The organism is Psychroserpens sp. S379A (assembly GCF_049800755.1).
In the GTDB taxonomy this organism is placed as follows: domain Bacteria; phylum Bacteroidota; class Bacteroidia; order Flavobacteriales; family Flavobacteriaceae; genus Psychroserpens.
The window spans coordinates 147347-169419 of record NZ_JBNAFQ010000001.1; the positions used below are offsets into that span (position 1 = coordinate 147347).

A 22073-nucleotide genomic window follows, 5' to 3' on the forward strand; every position below is an offset into this window, starting at 1 on the left:
TAATTTAATGTTTAGAGTCTATGGGTGACTTAAGTTTAGTAACCATTATTATAATAGTAGCTAACGTCTTAATATCTTATAAAGGTTTTAATGACTTTGGTTTTTTTGAACGCTACAAATTTAATGTTGGAAATGTAAGACGAGGAGAGCAATTTAGAATGTTTAGTTCTGGGTTTTTACATGTTGATACCTCACATTTATTTATGAACATGCTAACTTTATATTTTTTTGCTGATGGTGTTATTTTTTCTGTAGGCGAATTTAATTTTGTGGTGATTTATGTGATTAGTTTAGTTTTGGGAAGTTTATTGTCTTTATATTTTCACCAAAATGAATATCATTATAGTGCAGTAGGAGCCAGTGGAGCTGTAACAGGAATATTATATGCTGCAATTTTATTAGATCCTAGTATGAGTTTGTTTTTGTTCTTTATCCCAATACCTATTCCTGCATATGTTTTTGGTATTGGTTACCTGCTGTATTCTATTTATGGCATGAAAAACAGAATAGGAAATATTGGTCATGATGCCCATTTTGGTGGAGCAATAGGAGGTTTAATAGTGACTTTAATATTTGTACCTTCATTATTTAAAACAGACTTGTTAATGATAGGATTACTTATAATTCCTATCATTATTTTATTTATCATGCATAAAATGGGCAAGATTTAAAGTCGACGGACTCTATTTTAAAAGTTCTTTTATTTGTGATTCTAAAGAATTTCCAGTAAGATTTTTTGCCACAATTATTCCTTTTTCATCAAGTAAAAATGTAGAAGGTAACGATTTAATACTGTATGTTTTACAAATAGTATCATTAAAGTAATTGAGGTTTGAAATTTGATTCCAAATAAGTTTGTCTTCTTTAATTGCTTTTTTCCAATCTGATTTTGGATGTGTTTGTTTTGAGCTTCCATCTAAAGAAACACCTATCATTTCTAAGCCTTGCCCATGATATTTATCGTAAAGTTGAGTTAATCTCGTGTTTTCTCTTCTTGAAGCCTTAAACCATGATGACCAAAAATGAATGAGTGTTGCTTTTCCTTTAACCTCAGATAGAGCAATGATTTTACCTTTAGGATTAGGCGCAGAAAAATCTGGAGCGACTTTACCTACATGAGTAGCTGCAATAATTGCATATTGTTTTCTTATTTCAGGAATGCTTTTGGCAACTCTTTTCCCTAAGTTAGATTTTTTTAAATCGCTATTAATAGCATCATAAGATTCAATAATCAATCCTTTGTCTGGAGCATTTCTTCTAATCATTGTGTTTAGCAAAGCTAAGCCATAGGGATTATCTGTATTATTTTTGATAAACTGATGTGGCAATCGCAAAATAACATCTTTTAAGTCTCTAATTTGTTGCGACATGCCAGCAACACTTTCTTTGTTGATAATCATTTTTCTATAACGATTGCTAAAACGATCAAGAGAATCGTTTAGTTTTTTCAATTTTGTATTAAACGTTGTAATGCTATTGTTAACAGAATCACCTTCAATTTTAGAATGTTTGATGTTGTCTTTGTCTACAGTAATTGTTAGTTTAGAATTGTCTATCACAAAAGGAATTGAACCATCTAAACTGTTTATTTCTAGATACCAAGATTCGGGTGCTTCAACCTTTCCTTCAAATACAAATATTTCATTCATGATGATGGCTGTATCTTGAGCTTTTAACAAACCTTTTTCATCAGTAGACTTTAAATAAGCTCTCAAACCATTGTAAAGTCCAGGAGCTGAGCCTGAAATAGTATAGCCATCATGCGTTACTATAATAGGTTCAGTTTTATGGTCTTCTTTACAAGAAAAAAGAACTAAGCCGACAAGAATATAGTATAGAAAAGTTTTTGTCATAATTAGTTAAGATATTCTGCTACTTTCTTTTCGAGAGCATCACCTCTTAAGTTTTTTGCAACAATTTTACCACTTTCATCAAGCAAGAATGTAGCAGGTATTGATCTAATATTATAAGCTTTTGCAACAGGATCGTTAAAATAACTAAGATTAGAAACATGACTCCAAGTAAGCTTATCATCTTCAATAGCTTTTATCCAAGCTGCTTTAGGATCTCTTTGGTTTCTGCTTCCATCAAGAGATACGCTTATAATTTCGAGTCCTTTGCTATGATATTTGTTATAGACTTTAACAACATTAGGATTCTCTCTTCGGCATGGTTTACACCAAGATGCCCAAAAGTCAATAAGTGTTAATTTACCTTTTACATCATTTAATGCTAATGATTTACCTTCTGGAGTAGGAGCACTAAAGGAAGGTGCAATTTGCCCAATTTCTGTAGCTTTTGTTGCAGCTAACTCAGCTCTTTTAGATTGAATTTGCTTTTTAAGTGTATTTGCAGGTATAGAATTTTGTTGACTTTCACTCAAATTAGTTAAAGCCTTTTCAATTTTAGAAAAATCTGCAGTTTTCTCTTTTGCTAATTTTTGAAGTTGAATTATAGAAAACGCATTATCTTTATTTTTTTCGATAAATTCATAAGGTAAGTTTTCTATTTTCAAACTAAGATCGTTCATTTTAGTTTTAAGTTCCTCTATATTTAGATTAGAATCTTGTTGTTGTGAACGCAATTTTCTACTTGATGCAAAACGTTTAGCGTTTAATTCGCTTATTGTTTTGGTATATTCAGCCAATGCAGAATTAGCGACTGATCCTTCAATTTTTGAATTGGTTAAATTGTCTTTATTAACTGAAATTGTAATGGTTTCATTTTCAAGAATTAATGGAATACTGCCTCTAACACTATTAATCTTTAAGTTTAACATTCTCGGATAATCAACTTTACCTTCAAAAATAAACGCTTCATTCATTACAATAGCTGTATCGATTGCAACTTTTCTTCCTCGTTCATCGGTTGTTTCTAAATACGCTCTAATACCATTATAAACACCAGGAGCAGTAGCAGAAATGTAATAGCCATCTCTTTTAACAGTTTGTTTTTCTTCAGTTTTACAAGAAAAAACAAGTAAACACAATACTAGAATAGAAATAATAGGTTTCATGATATAAATATTTTTGAGATACAAATATAGTAAGTCCGTTGATAATATAAACTTAAAGAACTTTTATAAAATGTTTTATAACGTTAAAAATGCAATACTTTTGTAAAAAAATAGATATCTAATGACTCATAAAGACACCATAATAGCTTTAGCAACAGCAGCAGGAAGTGGAGCTATTGCTGTGATACGACTTTCTGGCGATGATGCTATTACTGTTGTAGATACGCACTTTAAATCGGTTGTAAACCATAAGTTGTTGGTTAATCAAGACACACATACCATTCATTTAGGTCATATAGTAGATGGTGAAAAAGTTATTGATGAAGTATTGGTTTCGGTATTTAAAAATCCAAATTCTTATACAGGAGAAAATGTGATAGAAATATCTTGCCATGGCTCTAATTATATTCAGCAAGAAATCATACAATTGTTTTTGCGTAAAGGATGCAGAATGGCTAATGCTGGCGAGTTTACGCTTCGTGCTTTTTTAAACGGAAAATTAGATTTATCTCAAGCAGAAGCTGTTGCAGATTTGATTGCTAGTGATAATGAGGCATCACACCAAATTGCAATGCAGCAGATGCGTGGCGGATTTTCTTCGGAAATTGCTAAACTTAGAGAAGAACTGCTAAACTTTGCTTCTTTGATTGAATTAGAATTAGATTTTGCAGAAGAAGATGTAGAGTTTGCTGATCGTTCGCAGTTTAAAGAATTGATTGAGCGTATTCATTTTGTATTGAAACGACTTATAGATTCGTTTGCTGTTGGTAACGTGATTAAAAACGGAATACCTGTAGCTATTGTTGGTGAACCTAATGTTGGGAAATCTACACTATTAAATGCTTTGTTAAATGAAGATAGAGCTATTGTGTCTGAAATTGCAGGAACAACAAGAGATACTATTGAAGATGAAATTTCGATAGGAGGAATAGGCTTTCGATTTATAGATACAGCTGGAATTCGTGAAACAGCAGATGTTGTTGAAAGTATTGGCATTAAAAAAACTTTTGAAAAAATTGAACAAGCGCAAGTTGTGATTTATCTATTTGATGTATCTGTCACTTCGAACGCAGTCGAGAAGTCTCATACAGTTAAAGTTGAAATTGAGAAAATTAAAAATAAATATCCTCAAAAACCTTTGTTGGTAGTAGCTAACAAGATTGATCAAATTTCAGAATCGGAATTAAAAAAACTAAATGTCATGCTGAGTGCAGTTGAAGCATCTCATATAGCATTGATGTCTGCTAAAACAGGTTTTGGTGTAGAACAACTAACAAATGCATTATTGAACCTAATGAATACAGGCGCATTGAGAAACAATGAAACCATTGTTACGAACTCTCGTCATTATGATGCGTTATTGAAAGCTTTAGAAGAAATTAGTAAAGTAAAACACGGATTGGATACTGGACTATCAGGTGATTTATTAGCCATAGATATTCGTCAGGCGTTGTATCACTTTGGAGAAATAACAGGTGAAATTACCAATGATGATTTGTTGGGCAATATTTTTGCTAATTTTTGTATCGGAAAGTAAATAAAAGTGTGAATTCAATATTTTGATAGTTTATAGATGGGTTCATAAAAAAACATATTTATGAAAATTATTATAATGATTTTTTTGGGTGTCCCAATGCAGAAAAATAGATTTTCTTGAAATGAATTTATTCTTTGAAAAACAGGATCTCAATATAAATGTCGAAATAATACCTGTATAAATAATTATGGTTTCAAAATCACTTGTTTCTCAATACTCAAACGCTTCATTTTGACAAACAAGGTTTTAATGTTTATGTGCAAAATACTTGCAGCACCATTGTTTCTAATGACGCACCAATTGTATAATTGAGACATCCATTGTATAGTTAGGTTACATAGTTTCAAAATGATTTAAAATCTATATATTGTTCTGTAAGACTATTACCTTTGTTTAACCATTTTTTTAAAAGCTTATGATGATTACAAATTTCTTAAAGTCTTACAACATCTTAACCGATGAAGATATTGAGGCATACTTAAAGTTGGCTGAATCCAAAACACTAAAAAAAGACGATTTTTTAGTGAAAGAAGGCCAAACCAGTCAGTATATTGCTTTTATAAAATCTGGTATTTTTAGATCGTTTTACTATTCTTCAGAAAGTGAAGAAGTTACCTATTGCTTCACTTTTAAAAATACTTTAATTACTGCATACACCTCTTGGATTTTAGAAGAACCTTCAGCTGAAAATATTCAAGCCTTAACCGATATGGACCTTCTGCTCATTTCAAAAAAGAATATGACTTACCTTGAAGACCATTATCCTAATTGGATTAAGTTTTTTAAATACGTCGCAGAACTAGAATATGTCAATCTCGAAAAACGTTTGTTTTTACTGCAACGCGAAAGTGCCGAAAAACGCTACCAAGACCTTTTAGAAAATCAACCAGAATATCTTAAGCTCATTCCACTACATTATCTCGCGTCTTACTTAGGTGTTACCCAACGCCATTTAAGCAGAATTCGCAAGAATTTATCATTTAGACATTTGTCCTATTTTATGGTGAGTAACTAAAGTAATTTTGTGTCATAATTAAAATAAATAGTTATGATACAAGCATTAAGAACACCAGAACATAGATTTGAAAATCTACCAGATTACGACTTTAAACCTAATTATATTGAGGATTTGAAGGGCTGTGAAGGCTTAAGACTGCATTACCTAGATGAAGGAGATCGCAACGCCAAAAACACTTTTTTGTTATTGCATGGTGAGCCTAGTTGGAGCTTTTTATACCGTAAAATGATTCCTGTTTTTACAGCCAACGGACATCGTGTTATCGCGCCCGATTTATTAGGCTTCGGAAAATCTGATAAACCAATTGATGAAGAGACTTACACCTTTCATTTTCATAGAAATTACCTTCTTCAATTAATAGAGCGTCTAGACTTAAACAACATGACGCTGGTTGTTCAGGATTGGGGCGGATTGTTAGGCTTAACCTTACCTATGGAAATGGAACAGCGTTTTAAACGCTTACTTATTATGAATACGGCATTAATAAACGGGCAACCTGCAGGACCAGTTTTTGCCAAATGGAAAGATGAAATCGTATCCCCTAAAAATGTAGATTTAGTACAGTTGTTTAAAAAACATGCACCAGGAATTAGTGATGCAGATGCTAAGGCTTACGAAGCACCTTTTCCAGACGAAACCTATAAAGCAGGTGTTAGAAAGTTTCCAAAACTTGTAGCGCAAGAACCACATTTAGAAGGTGTCGATACATCCTTAAAAGCTGCCGAATTTTGGAATACCAAATGGCAAGGTGATACTTTTATGGCAGTAGGTATGAAAGATGATATGTTAGGTCCGGTTGTAATGAAACACATGCAAGCTTTAATTAAAGGTTGTCCCGAATGGCTAGAAATTGCTGAAGGAGGACACTTTGTACAGGAAGCTGGTGGCGAATTAATTGCTAAATCAGCATTAGAATACTTTAATTTAATTAAATAACACCCATAATATGAAAATATTACATTTGGTTTTTCATCCAAATCTAGAGCAATCTCGCGTTAATAGAATCTGGAAATCACAACTCAATGACAGCGGTAAAATCACGACCTCTAGAGACCTATACCAAGATTATCCAGATTTTAAAATAAACATAGAAAAAGAACAACAATTATTATTAGAACACGATAGAATTGTAATACAATTTCCGCTGTATTGGTATAGTATGACACCGCTTTTAAAACAGTGGTTAGACGATGTTTTAACCTATAATTTTGCCTACGAAAGCAAAGGTGTAAAGCTTAAAGATAAAGACTTGCAACTTATTGTCTCTGTTGGCGGACAGTCAAAATTTTATTCAGGATTTGATAAATTTTCAACCGTACACGATTTGCTAAAACCCTTTGAGCTTACCGCCAATTTAACCAAGATGAATTATTTAATTCCGGTTTGGATGTATAAAGCCGATGCGGTTTCAGAAAATATCATAAAACAATATGGTCAACAATGGGTAGAAATGATTGATGACCCTAAGCGTTCTAATCCTATACAGTTTTTAAATAATGAAATGGATACCGATAGTGATGAGTTTTATGAGTGAGTTGTAATTACAGTGCGTTTTAAAGCGATTTGGTTATTATCAAATCGCTTTTTATGTTTTCAATCCAACCTGTTTCTCTATTCCTAATCGCTTCATTTTGGCAAACAAGGTTTTGGCATTCATGTTTAAAATGCTTGCTGCACCTTTATTTCCACTCACACGCCAATTGGTGTAATTTAGGACATCTATAATGTAGTCACGTTGCATGGTTTCAAACGATTTAAAATCTTCTGTTGAAATAAAATTATCAGTTTTTGGTATCCATTGACCAGGATTTAATGTTGTACCATTTTCAATAATAACTGCGCGTTCAATTAAATTTTCTAACTCACGAATATTACCCGGAAAGCTATATGCCATTAAGGCTTCAACCGTTTTTTTAGATAAGCGTTTAAAGGCTTTGCCAGCTTTTGCCGAATATTTTTCTAAAAAATATTGTGCCAACATTGGGATGTCTTCTTTTCTGGCACGCAAAGGAATATTGTGGATAGGAAATACATTTAGACGGTAATATAAATCTTCACGAAACGTTCCTTCTTTTATCATCTCTTCCAAATGTCTATTGGTAGCTGCTACAACACGAACATTTACTTTTATAGTTTTATTGCCACCTAATTCGTCAAACTCACCTTCTTGTAATACACGTAGCAATTTTGGTTGAAGGTCGATAGGCATTTCGCCTATTTCATCTAAAAAAATGGTGCCACCATCGGCTAACGAGAATTTACCAACCTTATCGGCAACAGCACCTGTAAAAGCCCCTTTTTTATGACCAAACAACTCGCTTTCTATCAATTCTTTTGGTAAAGTAGCACAATTAATTTTTATTAAAGGTCGCTCTTTACGCATACTGTTATTATGGATAGCACTGGCGAGTAATTCTTTACCTGTTCCGGATTCACCTGTAATTAAAACGGTAGTATCGGTTGGTGCAACTTGGTCTACTAATTGTAAGACTTTCTCATAAGATTCACTAGTACATATAATATTATTGAAATTTATTTTATTGTTAATCTCTTCTTGCAAATATTCATTTTCATTTTCTAAACGCTCTTTTAAAGATTTGATTTCTTCGAGCGCTTCATATAATTTTAAATCACGTGCTTTACGTTCAGAAATATCTCTAATGACTGCGCAATTGTAATCTTCGCCATTATAATGAATATGGTTTGCTGTAATATCTACAGGGAATTTGGTACCATTTTTTCGAACAGTAAGCCATTCAAATCGCAAAGAACCTTTTTTTACAATGTCTGCAAAATGATTAGTCCACCAATCTTTAGTAATTCCCGGATCTAAATCAAAAATAGAAAAGTTATCTAACTGACGTTTTGAAAATCCCAGTTGTTTTATTGCTGAATCACTATAATGTAGTAGTTCGCCATTTTCCTTAATGACATAAATAATATCTTCTGCATTATCAATCACTTCTTTGAAGAGTTGTAACGAATTTTCTTTTTCTTGCTGCTCGGTCACATCCTGATAAATGCCTAAAAGTTTATAGATTTTATCACCTTTTAAAACAGGTTTGGTAACCGATCTAATATATCGTGTTGGCGTGCTTTTGGTTTCTAAAACTTCATCATAAGCTACACCTTTTCGCATAGCATCCCTAATTAAGGTTTTAACGCTTTCGGTATTTTTAAACTGATGAATAATGTTGGCAGGCGATAAATCCTCACTAGTTTCGGTATTAAATATGTTTAACGCTTCGGAAGTTGCTACTACAGCACCATCTTGAAGGTTGAGTTCCCAACCACCAACATTAGCTATGGTTTGGGTGTTATCCATTAATTTTTGGTAGAAACTTGACTCTGAAATGTCATTTGTTATCGCACAGATTAAATTTTTTCTGTTATTTGAGAAAAATTGAGCAAAAACTTCAACTTCATAAAACTTACCTTCTTTATTTTTATGGGTTTCTTTAAAACGATGGATTTGTTTTTTTTCAACTAAATCCCAATGCTTTTTCCAACTTTTGGGTTGGGTAGTGGGATTAATATCAAAAATGGAAAGCCTTGTTATTTCCGACTTTCGGTAACCTAATCGGTTACAAAACTTATTATTAGCATATACAATTTTACCATCTTCATCCATCCACATCACCTCATAGGGTAAGGTTTCAATTAACCATTGTTTTATTTCTAAATGTTGCGTATTTGTATCCATTTGCTTCAATTTCAGAACTTAAAAATACATAATATTTTCTCAAATATTAGAAGTTTCTCAAAATATGGTAATTAAAATTTTTGACACAAACACATAATCGCTTGATTGTTAGGTATTTAAATTTTTGGCACGAGAATAGCCTTTTATATGCCAAACAACAACAAAATGAAACGTAAAGAATTTATAAAGAAATCAATCGCAGGAAGTTCGCTTTCAATTTTAGGATTAAGAGCAATCGCAAAAACTAAAAGTGAAGATACAACATCTTCAAAAGAAAACGAACAGGTTGGTTATAATCATTTACCAAATAAAGAATATAAAACTATGAATACAATACTTCACAAAGCCGATACAAGAGGCGATGCTAATCACGGATGGTTACAATCTAAACATACCTTTAGTTTTGCAAATTATCACAACCCAGAGCGTATGCATTTTGGTGTATTACGTGTATTAAACGACGATACCGTTGCAGCAGGAATGGGTTTTGGTACACATCCACATCAAAATATGGAAATCATTTCTATTCCTTTAGAAGGTGATTTAGAGCATAAAGATAGTATGGATAATGTGGCTGTAATTAAATCGGGCGACATTCAGGTGTTAAGTGCCGGAACAGGTATCACACATTCAGAATACAATAAAAACAAAGATCAGCAAGTCAAGTTTTTACAAATTTGGGTATTTCCTAATAAGCAAAATGTACAACCGCGTTACGATCAAATTACACTTAATACAGAAAACAGAAACAACCAATTTGAACAAGTATTATCGCCAAATCCAGACGATGCTGGTGTATGGATTCATCAAGATGCTTGGTTTAATATGACCAATTTAGATCAAGGAAAATCACTGACTTATAATTTAAAAAATCCAGATAAAAATGGTGTGTATGTATTTGTGCTTAAGGGCGATGCGACCATAAATAATCAAGCTTTAAACACCAGAGATGGTTTTGGGGTTTGGGATGTTAATGAACTAGACATTACAGCAGACTCTAACACAGAATTGTTACTAATGGAAGTACCAATGTCAATGTAAATAATAATCAAATATAAATATGTATAACCGTCATAAAAACATGACACAATTAAATTAAAAATGAAAACAATAAAATTAACTTTCGTATTACTATTAGCGTTAACAGCAAATGTTTTTGCTCAAAAACCAAGTCCAGAATTATTAAGCCCAACCAATCACGCATTAGTGATGATCGACCACGAAGGTCAGATGGCTTTTGCAACAAAAAGTATCACTACAGACGAATTGCGTAACAATGTAGGTATTGTTATAGGTGCTTCAAAAATATTTAATGTACCAACTATTATTACTACTGTTGCCGAAAAATCATTTAGTGGTCCTGTGTTCCCAGAAATTTCAGAAACGTATCCAAATGACGGTTCTTATATAGACCGTACAACAATGAATACTTGGGAAGATAAAAATGCTTACAATGCAATAACAAAAGCAGCAGGTAAAGACAAGAAAATTGTTATTGGTGGTTTATGGACTAGTGTTTGTGTTGTAGGTCCTGTATTATCTGCAATTAACGATGGTTATGATGTGTATGTAATCACAGATGCATCAGGAGACGTCTCTAGAGAGGCTCACCAAATGGCTGTGCAACGTATGATTCAAGCTGGTGCAAAACCAATCACTTCTATCCAGTATTTATTAGAATTACAACGCGATTGGGCAAGACAAGAAACATATATCGCTGTAACAACATTAGTTAAAAAATATGGTGGTGCTTACGGTATTGGTATTCAATACGCTCACGATATGTTAAAGCACTAATTATCAATCTAAAAACACTCTTCTTCAACATAGAGGAAGAGTGTTATTAAACTCTCAATACAATGAAACGGTTTATACTACTTTTAATTTTCACTTTGGTTTTAGTGGCTTGTAATCAAGATAAAAAACAAGCTCAAGACGCTAAAACTTTAACAGCAGACCTTATTGTTACCAATGCTAAAGTAGCAGTTATGGATGCTAACAGAACAATTACAGAAGCTATCGCTGTAAAGGATGGCAAAGTATTAGCTACAGGAAGTACCGCAGAGGTTTTAAAATTGGCAAACGCACAAACTAAAACTTTAGATGCTAAAGGTAGAACCATAATTCCTGGGTTAAACGATTCGCATTTACATCTAACTCGTGGCGGACGATTTTTTAATGCCGAATTACGTTGGGATGGAGTAAAAACCTTAAAACGTGCTTTAGAAATGTTGAAAGAACAAGCAGCACGTACGCCAAAAGGGCAATGGGTAAGAGTTATTGGTGGTTGGAGTCCTTTTCAATTTGAAGAAAAACGATTTCCAACACCAGAAGAAATTAACGATGCCACAGGCGATGTACCAACTTATGTACTGTTTTTATACAGCAGAGCTTGGTTAAATAAAGCCGGATTAGATGCTTTAAGAATAGATGAAAATACCAAAGCGCCAGAAGGTAGCTCTTTTGAAAAAGATGCCAACGGAAAGCTAACAGGAGTACTTCTGGCAGAACCAAACCCAACCATACTTTATGCACGTATTGGTGCTTTACCACCTTTAAGTAAAGCCGCAATGGTAAACGGAACCAAACAGTTTTACAGAGAATTGAACCGTTTCGGAATTACAAGTGGTATTGATGCAGGTGGTGGCGGACACAAGTTCCCAAAAGATTATACAGGTACAAAACTATTAGCCGATGCTGGAGAAATGCCAATTCGCTTGTCCTATTATTTATTCCCTCAAAATAAAGGAGCTGAATATGCCGAATTTCAGGAATGGATGGCGCATAACGAAGTTGGTCATAATGGCGAAATTCATCTAGATCACGGTTATGAATTAGAAGGTGGTGGCGAATTTTTAGCGTGGAGTGCAGGTGATTTTGAAAACTTTTTAGCACCACAACCTATGTTAGAAGATAGACCAACATGGCGCGAAGACCTAAAACGAATTATCCGCTTACACGTTGATAAAGGCTGGCCTTTTAGAATCCACGCTACTTATGGCGAAACCATCTCTAATATGCTAGATGTAATCGAAGAAGTAAATAAGGAAACTAACGGAAAATTGGCTGCCGAACGTTGGATGTTTGATCATGCCGAAACCGTAACCGAAAACGAACTGAAACGCATTAAAGCACTTAATGGAGGTATTGCTATACAAGCTAGAATGGCTTATGCAGGCGAGTTTTTTGTAGAACGTTATGGTGCTGAAAAAGCAAAACAAGCACCATCAGTTAAAAAGATTATGGATATGGGTATTCCGCTTGGTGCTGGTACCGATGGTACTCGTGTAGCAAGCTACAATCCTTGGCCAGCTTTATATTGGTTAATTACAGGAAAAACAGTCGGTGATTTTCAATTAAGTGAAGATAGCAACTTGTTAACACGCGAAGAAGCACTGTATTTATACACCAAAGGAAGTGCTTGGGTATCTAAAGAAGAAAACGTAAAAGGAACGTTAGAAAATGGCATGTTTGCCGATTTCGCCATCCTTTCCGAAGACTATTTTACGATACCAGTAAACGAAATAAATACTATAAAATCAGTACTAACCGTAGTTGGAGGTAACGTGGTTTTTGGAGACGATGAGTTTAAAAACTTATCGCCAGAATTACCAGAAGTTATACCAAACTGGTCACCTGTAAAATATTATGGTGGCTACCAAAACTAAATAATAATAATTTTTAAATACATAAATAAAACAAACATGGAAACAGCAGTAAAAACAAATTGGAACATTGATACAGCACATTCAGAAATCGCTTTTAAAGTAAAGCACATGATGATTTCTACAGTAACTGGTCACTTTGAAGACTTTAACGCTTCAGTAGAAACCGAAAGTGAAAACTTTGTTGGTGCAAACTTCAATTTTTCAGCAAAAACAAATTCTATCAACACTAAAAATTCAGATAGAGATGCGCATTTAAAATCAGATGATTTTTTCAATGCAGAAACCTATCCAGAATTAAAATTTGAATCAAAATCTTTTGATGGCAACACTTTAGTTGGAGATTTAACCATAAGAGACATTACCAAAGAAGTAAGCCTAGATGTAGATTTTAACGGTGTTGCAGTTGATCCTTACGGACAAACCAAAGCAGGTTTTGAAGCTTCAGGAAGCATTAACCGTAAAGATTTTAACCTTACTTGGAGTGCTGTAACCGAAGCAGGAAGCATTGTAGTAAGCGATACTGTAAAACTTATAGCAGACCTACAGTTTGTAAAAAACTAAGATTGGTTGATTAGTAGCGTGAATTGGGTTAATGCAACCATAAGTCGTTAGCCCAATTCTTTAAAAAAAGAAGTATTATGAAACGTATTCTACTAAAGCCATCACTAGATAAAGGATTATTAGCCTTAAGACTTTTAGCCGCTTTTGCTTTAATTAGAGCTCATGGTTTACCCAAATTACTTCATCTGCAAGAGACTATTAATCATATACCCGATCCTTTTGGATTTGGCAGTACATTCAGCACTTTCTACGCAATTTTTACTAATGTAGTTTGTGCATTATTTGTGGCACTAGGCTTATTTACTCGTATTTCGGCAGCATTTATCCTAGGCTTAACATTAACAGGACTTGTTTTTATTCACTTACAAGATGGTGTAAAAATACAAGACACGCCACTCATTTATTCTGCTATTTTTGGCTTTATTGCCTATGTTGGTGGCGGTTATTACAGTTTAGATTACAGACTAAAAACTAAAAATTATGAAATCTAAACTTTTATTTTTCATAGGAAGTTTAATCTTTAATATCGTATTAGCGCAAGATGAGGTTTTAAATTTTAGTCTATTACGTCAAAATGATAAAATCATTTATTCTGAAAATCTTCCCAATCAATTTTACTACAAGCTAAAACAAATTAACCTCAACAATTCTACGACCGTATCTCTTGGTGGTAGTTGGCGGTTTCAAGCAGAATCGTTTATAAACGAACAATTTCAAAATACAGCACAACAAGACAACCTATGGTTTTTAAACCGATTGATGCTGCATGCTCACCTAAAAATAGATCAAAAATTTGAAGCTTTTGCCGAATTAAACTCAAGTTTACCAGCAAATAAAGATGCATTAATTCCGGTAGATAAAGATGCTTTAAGCCTTAATCAGTTTTTTCTACGATATCATTTTAATAGTAATTGGAATATTTTAATTGGCAGACAAAACATGAGATTGGGTAGTGGCAGATTAGTGGATATCCGCGAGGGACCAAATGTGCGCTTATCTTTTGATATGGCACAATTGCAATATCAAGATCATAATACAAATCTTTTAGGCTTTTACGCCATTCCTGTACAGCAGCAAGAAGGTGTTTTTGATAACGATTATTTAAAAAATAATGAATCTTTAAGCGCTTTGTATTGGACACAACAATGGACTAAAAACACCAACACCGATTTATACGTTCTGTACAAAACTGAAAAAAATAAAACTTGGAATAGCGGCACTGCAAACGATAATAGAGCATCTATAGGATTGCGACATTTTGGGAACTGGAACAGTTTTAAATACAACAACGAGTTTGTGTATCAGTTCGGGAATTTTGGCAATCAAAACATTAATGCATGGACGATGTCTTATAATGTTGAAAAAGATTTTTCAATCGGTACATTTGGTTTAAAAACAGAAGCTATTAGCGGTAATGATGAGGGGTCTTCTAGCTTAAATACTTTTGATGGCTTATATCCAAGAGGTGCTTATTTTGGCCGTGTGGCTCGCATTGGACCTTCAAACCTTATAGATATTCATCCTTATTACAACAAAAAAATTGGTAACTTTAACTTAGAGTTAGATTATGTGGCTTTTTGGCGTTTTTCAACGACAGATGGTGTGTATGGCGCACCTTTAATTTTAGATTATCCGTCTGTAAATACAGAACGATTTATTGGTAATCAAATTGGAAGTATTTTGACTTACGAGCTTAACAATAATATTAGTTTAGAACTAGAATCTAACATTATTTTTCCAGGTGCATTTTTAAGAAAAAGCCACTTAAACAACACTTTATATCACTTTGTGTTTACCACAGAAATTAAATTTTAAAATTATGAATGTAGAAATTAAAGAACAAAACAACAAAGGCTTTGCTATTGCAACCGATAACGATGTACGTGCTGGTGTAATGACATATTCAATTCCTGCTAGCGATTTTATTATTATCGATCATACCGAAGTTAACCCTGAATTTAAAGGGAAAGGAGTAGGTAAACAATTATTATATAAAATTGTAGATATGGCACGAGAAAAAGACTTAAAAATTTTACCACTTTGTCCGTTTGCCAATGCAATGTTTAAAAAATTAGATGACATTAAAGATGTCTTAAAATCTTAATTTTACCCTTATACTAATCTTCAAAATTAAATCAATCACACTATGTCAAATACACAACTTATTATTGAAGAACGCGCAGCAGATATTGGTAATTTTATGGTAGGACGTTTATTGCCTTTTCGTCAAAAACGAATGGTAGGACCTTTCATTTTTATAGATCATATGGGACCGGCAAATATGACGGCACAACAAAATATGGATGTAGATATGCATCCGCACATTGGCTTATCTACCTTAACATTTTTGTTTGAAGGTTCTGTATTTCACAGAGATAGTTTGGGTACAGCAGTAGAAATTAAACCTGGCGCAGTTAATTGGATGACAGCCGGAAAAGGTGTGGTACATACCGAACGTACACCAGACTATTTACGCGACAAGCCTAAAACACTACACGGTTTGCAAATTTGGGTGGCTTTACCTAAAGATCAAGAGCAATGCGAGCCATCATTTACACATATTACAGCAAACCAATTACCAACTTGGGAAACGGATGGTGTGCATTATAAACTTATTGCTGGCGAAGTCTTCGGAAAAACATCTGCAGTACCAGTTTATAGCCCTTTGTATCTTATTGAAATTAAAACTACCGAGGCTAAAACCATTAATATTGGCGAACATTTATTTGGCGAAAGTGCCTTATACATACTAGAAGGCGGTATTAATTCAGACAATAATAACTATGGCCCAAAACAAATTTTAGTAGCTAAAGACGCTACACTTTGCGCTTTTGAAATGGAAGCCAATACTACGGTATATATTTTTGGTGGTGATGCCTTTCCTGAAGAGCGTTTTATAGAATGGAATTTTGTGTCCTCTGATAAGGCATTGATTGAAAAAGCAAAAACCGATTGGCAAAACGATGCTTTCCCGCCAGTACCTAATGAAACCGTTCGTGTACCATTACCAAAACCAAGACGATTTAAATAATTATGGCTAAAAAAACAGTACAGGCAACTATTAGACAGCAAAAGTATAAAACTGAAATACAAGCTAAAAACCACATCCTTATTGCGGATGAGCCCATTGAGGTTGCTGGTCAAGATTTTGGGTTTACACCAACAGAATTGCTTGAAGCTTCATTAGCAAGCTGCACAGCTATGACTATTCGTATGTATGCAGATCGAAAAGGTTGGGATTTAACAGAAGCTAAAATAAACGTCAGCTTTAAACGAAATATTAGCACGCATTTAGTAACTTTTAAAAAGGATATTGAACTATTCGGTAATTTAAACGACAAACAACGCTTGCGTCTAAAAGAGATTGGCACAAAATGTCCTATTGAGAAGATTTTAAAAGGACAAGTGGACGTTGAATCTCGTTTATTTTGAAGTTTATGTTAGATCTTCTGTAAAGTTCTAGCTAAACCTTGAGCAATAATTTTTATGGTTGAAATCAAACATTAGAAACGTACAGTCTTTAAAAATAGGTGATTAGTTGCTTCTTTTTTATAACTCATATAATTCAATAGGTAGGTTGTCTGGATCATTAAAGAATGTGAACTTCTTATTAGTAAACGAATCGATTCTAATACCTTCATGAATGATGTTCTTTGTATCTAAGTACTGTAAACTTTCCTCTAAATTATTTACACCAAAAGCAATATGACGCAGTCCTGCTGCTTCTGGTTGTGATACGCGTTTTGGCGGATTAGGAAATGAAAACAATTCTATTGCATATTGATTGTTTAAAGTCAAATCTAACTTGTAAGAATCTCGGTCTTTACGATAGACTTCATGTTTTATGCTGAAACCAAGAATATCTGTATAAAATGCTTTTGACACCTCGTAATCTGAACAGATAATGGCAATATGGTGAATGGACTGTAACTGCATTATGAATTGAAATTTGGTAAAACAATATCGGAAATTTTATCTATTGCCTCATCCAAAGGTGTATCAGATTTCCGTAAATGTAATGCCATATGGTTTACACCTGCATCTTCGTAGGCTTTTAATAATTCGGTTAAATGATTAATACCAACTGCACCACCAAATCGATGTGGTTTAAAAGTCGCATTATCATCTTGTAACAGGTTTAAATGAAATGCCGAAATATAAGGTTTGCAAGCCTGATCTGTATCGTATAACGCTTCGCACCATCGTTTACGGTTTAAATAGGTTTCTTCTGGTGTTCTTGGATAATTAAACCAACCATTAGCATTTTTGGCAATCCACTCGAGACTTTGTCCAGAATGTCCTGCAACAACTAGTGGAATTTGATGTTTTGGCTTTGGGTACACAGCAACACCTTTATTTAAAAAAGGATATATGGTAGATAAATCGCTGTTGGTTTTCCAAGCCTCTTGCATAATATTAAGATGATCTCTAAACAATTTTGGTCGCTCTTGATAATCTATGCCATACATAGGAAACTCAACAGGTCTATCACCCAAACCTAAACCTAAAATAAGCCGGCTATCACTTAGATGTTCTATAGTAGCAGTTGCTTTTGCTAGTTTTATAGGTTGATGTAATGGTGAAACTATTGCAGCTGTACCTAACAACACATTTTTAGTTGCGGCAGATAAATACCCTAAATAACTTAAGGTGTCGAACAACTGTGCGCCATCACCAAAATTAGGATCGTAAACGGGCACTTCTCTTATCCAAACTGCAGCAAAACCAGCCTTATCAATTTGTTTAACGTACTGTAAATGCTTGTTTATATCTGGCACGCCAAATGGTCTACCGTCTTCCTTTCGTTTTTTATCGCCTTCTAAAGACCAATCGTTATCTAAAGGAAACTCAATACCAAGTGTCATTTTACCTGGTGTATATAGTTTATCAAAATTTTTCATAGCAATTTTTTCAATTCAATAACATCAGGTAACTATACAGCTACCTGATGTTGTTTTTTTAAGCATTCCAAATACTGTCTGCGGTATACGGACCGTTTTCAACTTCCCAAAATGTACCATCTATAAAACGATGATGTTTATCTAAAGCTTCAATACGTTTCATATCGTCATCATTCAATTCAAAAGCAATGGTATCAAAGTTTTCTTGAAGACGTTTTGGATTAATCGATTTTGGTATTACCGAAACACCACGTTGTATATCCCAAGCTAGAAGTACTTGTGCTGCTGTCATGTTATTAGCGGTTGCGATGTCGTTAATAGTCTTGTTTTTCAACAGATTTAAATCGTCATCTTCATTTGCACCAGAACCAATTGGCGCATAAGCCGTCATGTGAATGCGATGTGCTTTAGCGAATTCTAACAGTTTGTTTTGTTGTAAAAACGGATGCACTTCTACCTGAAGCATTTCTGGTAAATGTTTAGCATGATCAATAATGTCTGTTAAATCATTTTGGTTGAAATTACTCATCCCAATATGCTTAGCTAAGCCTTGTTCTAAAGCATCTTCCATACCTTTCCAAGTGTCTGTAAGTGGTTGGTCTTCAAGCGGAATAAATTCTTCTGCCGTTTTAGGAAAATCAACACCTTTTTTAAAGGCAACTGGCCAATGGATAAGGTATAAATCTAAATACTCTAACTGTAAATCGTTTAAGGTGTTTTGTAACGCCGGAATAACGTTTTCTCTTCCATGAGAATCGCTCCATAATTTTGAAGTAATCCATAAGTCTTCACGTGTAACAATACCTTCTTTAATGGCATCTGCAATAGCGTTTCCTACTTCTTTTTCGTTACCATATACTGATGCACAATCAATATGTCTATATCCAATTTTAATAGCTTCGTATACCGACGTGTATACTTCGTTAGGTTCTGATCTAAAGGTACCAAGACCTAAGATTGGCATTTCGTCGTTATTTCTAAATTGTAAAGTTTTCATTGTTTTAAAGTTTTTCTTTTTTGTATAAAATTAAAGTGATTAAAAAGCCGACTATTACTAATATACTACCTACCCATGGAGTTGCGCCAACTCCAAGTGAAGATTCAATAATAAGTCCGCCAACATATGCGCCAATTGCAATACCTACATTAAAGGCTGCAATATTTAAAGCAGATGAAACATCTTCGGTTCCTGGTAAATATTTTTCAGACATTTTTACCACATACAATTGTAATGCTGGCACGTTAGAAAAGGCTAATATGCCCATAAAAAACAGTGTAACAACCGACCATATTTGGCTAGATGCTGTAAAATAAAGTATTAATAATACTATAGCTTGTAAGGCAAACATCACCATTAAAGCTTTTCCAGGTTTTTTATTAGATACTTTACCGCCTATTACATTACCTAAAGCTATAGCAATACCGTAAACTAGTAATAAAATACTCGTCATATTTGCTGAAAAACCAGTAACTTCTTCTAATAATGGTGCTAAATAAGTAAAGGTTACAAAAGTACCACCATAACCTAAAGCTGTGATAGAAAGCACCAGTAAAATAGAACGGTTTTTAAGTACTTTTAACTGATCTATAATACGCAGTGGTTTTGATGATTTAATTGATGCTGGTACCAAAAAGTAACTTGCTACCGCACCAATAATTCCTAAGATAGCAACACCTATGAAGGTGGCACGCCATCCAAAATTTTGCCCTATATAGGTTCCTAATGGTACACCAGTAACAATTGCTACAGTTAAACCTGCAAACATTATAGAAATGGCAGAAGCACGTTTATCTTCTGGTACTAAACTAGCTGCAATTGTTGAGCCTATTGAAAAGAAAACTCCATGCGCAAAACCAGTTAAAATTCTAGCTAAAATTAGTAAGATAAAACTAGGTGCAATAGCTGCTAATCCGTTACCAATTATAAACAATAGCATTATTGCAATTAGCAGTCGTTTTCTTGCGATCTGGCTTGTTAAAGCTGTTAATACTGGCGCACCAATTGCAACACCAACGGCGTACAGGCTTACTAATAAACCTGCAGAAGATATTGAGGTGTTTAAATCGTTTGCTACTGTTGACAATAAGCCAACAATAACAAACTCAGTTGTACCAATACCAAATGCACTAATGGTTAATGCCCATAATGCAGCTGGTAGGCTTTTACTTTTTGACTTTGCTTTTAAAGTTCTTGTTTGCGTTTCCATTTTTAGTGTTTAGTCTCTAAAAGTTCTACAATTTTTTCTGCTGCTAATTTTGCAGAAGCAGGATTTTGACCTGTTACTAAACGTTCATCAACGCTTACTTTTTCTTGCCACATAGCTGCTTTATCTACAGTTGCACCTCGTTCAATAATTTTATCTTCTAATAAAAAGGGCACCACATTTTCTAATTTTACATTAGTTTCTTCTTCATTAGTAAATACGCTTACTATTTTACCATCAACTAAATAATTACCATTAGATAATTTAATATTCACTAAAGCCGAAGGACCATGACAAACAGCTGCTACAATACCGTCGTTTTCGTAAATTTTTGCAGCAATTTTTGCTAGCTTTTTGTTATTAGGAAAATCCCACATTGTGCCATGACCACCTGCATAATAAATAATGTCGTAATCTTTAGCTTTTACTTTTGAAACTTTTAATGTGTTTTGAAGTTTACTTTGAAACGTTGCATCATTCCAATATTTATTATTCACTTCATCTTTAAGATCAAAACCATCTACTGGTGGATTGCCGCCTTCTGGACTTACTAAGGTGATTTCATAATTATTAGCTTCAAAAACCTCGTAAGCATGAGTAACTTCACTTAAATAATAACCAGTGTCTTTACCTGTGTCACCTAATTCTTGATGACTAGAAAGTACCATTAATACGCTTGGTTTGTCTTGTTTTTTTTGTGCTATTAAGGCAATGCTAAAAAGCAAAGCGATTGCTGAGAAATAAAATCTTGTTTTCATTGTTTTGTTTTTGGTTTAAAATTCTAGTACAAAATTCAATGAAAAGCAAAGCTTATGCGAGGATGTAAATCACTAATTTAAAGTGATGTATCACAAACAAAAAGTGTGATGTATATCACTTTTTTAACCTTTAAAGCGGCTTAAGGTTTCTCTGGATACACCTAAATAGGCTGCAATCAGTTTTTTAGGTACACGCTGTACTAATTTTGGAAGTTTAAATAATAAAGCGTCGTAACGTTCTTCGGCAGTTTGTGTTAATAAAGACAGGATACGTTGCTGCAAACCAATAAATCCGTAATTAGATTTTATTCGGAAGAAATTTGCCATAGCAGGAATTTCTTCACAAATGGTTTCACGACTTTCTAAAGACAAACAGAAAAACTGAGAATCTTCAATACAATCTACAAAAATTGTGGCAGGTATTTGATGCTGAAATGCGTAGTAGTCGCTAACCCAATAGTCTTCCATAGCAAACTGAAGAATGTGCTCACTACCTTTTTCATCTACAGCATAAGATTTTATAAGTCCGTTGATAATCCAAAATTCGCAATCTACGGGTTGTCCAGTTTGAATTAAAAACTGATGCTTTTTTAGTTTTTTATGTTCAAAATGAGGTGCAATAAAATTCCACTCTTCATCTGTAAGTGTTACAATTTCTTCAAAATGTTGCCTTAAGAGTTGGTATTGGTTTTGCATTTGGCAAATTT

The 22073-nt window shown here is 33.8% G+C and carries 23 protein-coding genes; 14 read left to right on the forward strand and 9 right to left on the reverse strand.

What is annotated here, in order from left to right:
• Positions 1 to 20: 20 nt before the first annotated feature.
• Positions 21 to 671 carry a rhomboid family intramembrane serine protease gene (locus ACP15M_RS00570; protein WP_425075214.1) on the forward strand — a complete coding sequence of 217 codons (651 nt, stop codon included), beginning with the start codon at positions 21 to 23 and terminating at the stop codon, positions 669 to 671.
• Positions 672 to 683: 12 nt separating this feature from the next.
• Here ACP15M_RS00570 and ACP15M_RS00575 read toward each other — a convergent pair whose 3' ends face one another.
• Entirely contained in the window at positions 684 to 1853 is a 1170-nt protein-coding gene (locus tag ACP15M_RS00575; RefSeq protein WP_425075215.1) for a redoxin domain-containing protein, read from the reverse strand.
• Positions 1854 to 1855: 2 nt separating this feature from the next.
• Positions 1856 to 3016 (reverse strand): redoxin domain-containing protein, encoded by a 1161-nt coding sequence (locus tag ACP15M_RS00580; RefSeq protein WP_425075216.1) that lies wholly within the window; start codon positions 3014 to 3016, stop codon positions 1856 to 1858.
• A gap of 121 nt (positions 3017 to 3137) precedes the next feature.
• Here ACP15M_RS00580 and mnmE point away from each other — a divergent pair, with 121 nt between their 5' ends.
• The 4 genes from mnmE (at position 3138) to ACP15M_RS00600 (ending at position 7105) form a co-directional block, all read left to right on the forward strand.
• Positions 3138 to 4553, forward strand: a complete 1416-nt coding sequence (gene mnmE / locus ACP15M_RS00585; RefSeq protein ID WP_425075217.1) for a tRNA uridine-5-carboxymethylaminomethyl(34) synthesis GTPase MnmE — start codon at positions 3138 to 3140, stop codon at positions 4551 to 4553.
• Between the two features lie 415 nt (positions 4554 to 4968).
• A complete protein-coding gene (locus ACP15M_RS00590) occupies positions 4969 to 5568 on the forward strand; it encodes a Crp/Fnr family transcriptional regulator (protein WP_425075218.1) in 600 nt (199 codons plus the stop codon).
• Between the two features lie 33 nt (positions 5569 to 5601).
• Entirely contained in the window at positions 5602 to 6507 is a 906-nt protein-coding gene (locus ACP15M_RS00595) for a haloalkane dehalogenase (protein ID WP_425075219.1), read from the forward strand.
• A 10-nt stretch (positions 6508 to 6517) separates the two neighbouring features.
• A complete protein-coding gene (locus ACP15M_RS00600; protein WP_425075220.1) occupies positions 6518 to 7105 on the forward strand; it encodes an NAD(P)H-dependent oxidoreductase in 588 nt (195 codons plus the stop codon).
• A 51-nt stretch (positions 7106 to 7156) separates the two neighbouring features.
• Here ACP15M_RS00600 and ACP15M_RS00605 read toward each other — a convergent pair whose 3' ends face one another.
• Entirely contained in the window at positions 7157 to 9274 is a 2118-nt protein-coding gene (locus tag ACP15M_RS00605) for a sigma 54-interacting transcriptional regulator (RefSeq protein ID WP_425075221.1), read from the reverse strand.
• 324 nt (positions 9275 to 9598) lie between these two features.
• Here ACP15M_RS00605 and ACP15M_RS00610 point away from each other — a divergent pair, with 324 nt between their 5' ends.
• The 9 genes from ACP15M_RS00610 to ACP15M_RS00650 all read left to right on the forward strand — a co-directional run bounded on the left by ACP15M_RS00610 (position 9599) and on the right by ACP15M_RS00650 (position 16935).
• Complete coding sequence (locus ACP15M_RS00610; RefSeq protein ID WP_425076053.1) at positions 9599 to 10315, forward strand: pirin family protein; 717 nt, start codon at positions 9599 to 9601, stop codon at positions 10313 to 10315.
• A 60-nt stretch (positions 10316 to 10375) separates the two neighbouring features.
• Entirely contained in the window at positions 10376 to 11071 is a 696-nt protein-coding gene (locus tag ACP15M_RS00615) for a hydrolase (protein ID WP_425075222.1), read from the forward strand.
• 62 nt (positions 11072 to 11133) lie between these two features.
• Entirely contained in the window at positions 11134 to 12942 is a 1809-nt protein-coding gene (locus ACP15M_RS00620) for an amidohydrolase (RefSeq protein WP_425075223.1), read from the forward strand.
• A 36-nt stretch (positions 12943 to 12978) separates the two neighbouring features.
• The gene (locus ACP15M_RS00625) at positions 12979 to 13503 is read left to right on the forward strand and encodes a YceI family protein (protein WP_425075224.1); all 525 of its coding nucleotides are present in this window, start codon (positions 12979 to 12981) and stop codon (positions 13501 to 13503) included.
• Positions 13504 to 13580: 77 nt separating this feature from the next.
• A complete protein-coding gene (locus ACP15M_RS00630) occupies positions 13581 to 13994 on the forward strand; it encodes a DoxX family protein (protein WP_425075225.1) in 414 nt (137 codons plus the stop codon).
• The gene (locus ACP15M_RS00635; RefSeq protein ID WP_425075226.1) at positions 13984 to 15318 is read left to right on the forward strand and encodes an alginate export family protein; all 1335 of its coding nucleotides are present in this window, start codon (positions 13984 to 13986) and stop codon (positions 15316 to 15318) included. Before ACP15M_RS00630 ends, ACP15M_RS00635 begins: the two co-directional genes overlap by 11 nt.
• A gap of 4 nt (positions 15319 to 15322) precedes the next feature.
• Complete coding sequence (locus ACP15M_RS00640; RefSeq protein ID WP_425075227.1) at positions 15323 to 15607, forward strand: GNAT family N-acetyltransferase; 285 nt, start codon at positions 15323 to 15325, stop codon at positions 15605 to 15607.
• A 42-nt stretch (positions 15608 to 15649) separates the two neighbouring features.
• Positions 15650 to 16534 carry a pirin family protein gene (locus ACP15M_RS00645; protein WP_425075228.1) on the forward strand — a complete coding sequence of 295 codons (885 nt, stop codon included), beginning with the start codon at positions 15650 to 15652 and terminating at the stop codon, positions 16532 to 16534.
• Positions 16535 to 16536: 2 nt separating this feature from the next.
• Complete coding sequence (locus tag ACP15M_RS00650; RefSeq protein WP_425075229.1) at positions 16537 to 16935, forward strand: OsmC family protein; 399 nt, start codon at positions 16537 to 16539, stop codon at positions 16933 to 16935.
• A 117-nt stretch (positions 16936 to 17052) separates the two neighbouring features.
• Here the strand turns inward: ACP15M_RS00650 and ACP15M_RS00655 are convergent, their stop codons facing one another.
• From ACP15M_RS00655 to ACP15M_RS00680, 6 genes are all read right to left on the reverse strand, one after another.
• On the reverse strand, positions 17053 to 17439 hold the full coding sequence (locus tag ACP15M_RS00655; protein ID WP_425075230.1) for a VOC family protein: 387 nt from the start codon (positions 17437 to 17439) through the stop codon (positions 17053 to 17055).
• Complete coding sequence (locus ACP15M_RS00660) at positions 17439 to 18404, reverse strand: TIGR03571 family LLM class oxidoreductase (protein ID WP_425075231.1); 966 nt, start codon at positions 18402 to 18404, stop codon at positions 17439 to 17441. The genes ACP15M_RS00655 and ACP15M_RS00660 overlap by 1 nt, the downstream gene beginning before the upstream one ends.
• 58 nt (positions 18405 to 18462) lie before the next feature.
• Positions 18463 to 19401 (reverse strand): aldo/keto reductase, encoded by a 939-nt coding sequence (locus tag ACP15M_RS00665; protein ID WP_425075232.1) that lies wholly within the window; start codon positions 19399 to 19401, stop codon positions 18463 to 18465.
• A gap of 4 nt (positions 19402 to 19405) precedes the next feature.
• Positions 19406 to 20611: an MFS transporter gene (locus ACP15M_RS00670; RefSeq protein ID WP_425075233.1), complete on the reverse strand. Its 1206-nt coding sequence runs from the start codon at positions 20609 to 20611 to the stop codon at positions 19406 to 19408.
• A 2-nt stretch (positions 20612 to 20613) separates the two neighbouring features.
• Positions 20614 to 21366 (reverse strand): type 1 glutamine amidotransferase domain-containing protein, encoded by a 753-nt coding sequence (locus ACP15M_RS00675; protein WP_425075234.1) that lies wholly within the window; start codon positions 21364 to 21366, stop codon positions 20614 to 20616.
• 123 nt (positions 21367 to 21489) lie between these two features.
• Entirely contained in the window at positions 21490 to 22062 is a 573-nt protein-coding gene (locus tag ACP15M_RS00680; protein WP_425075235.1) for a Crp/Fnr family transcriptional regulator, read from the reverse strand.
• Positions 22063 to 22073 lie beyond the last annotated feature (11 nt).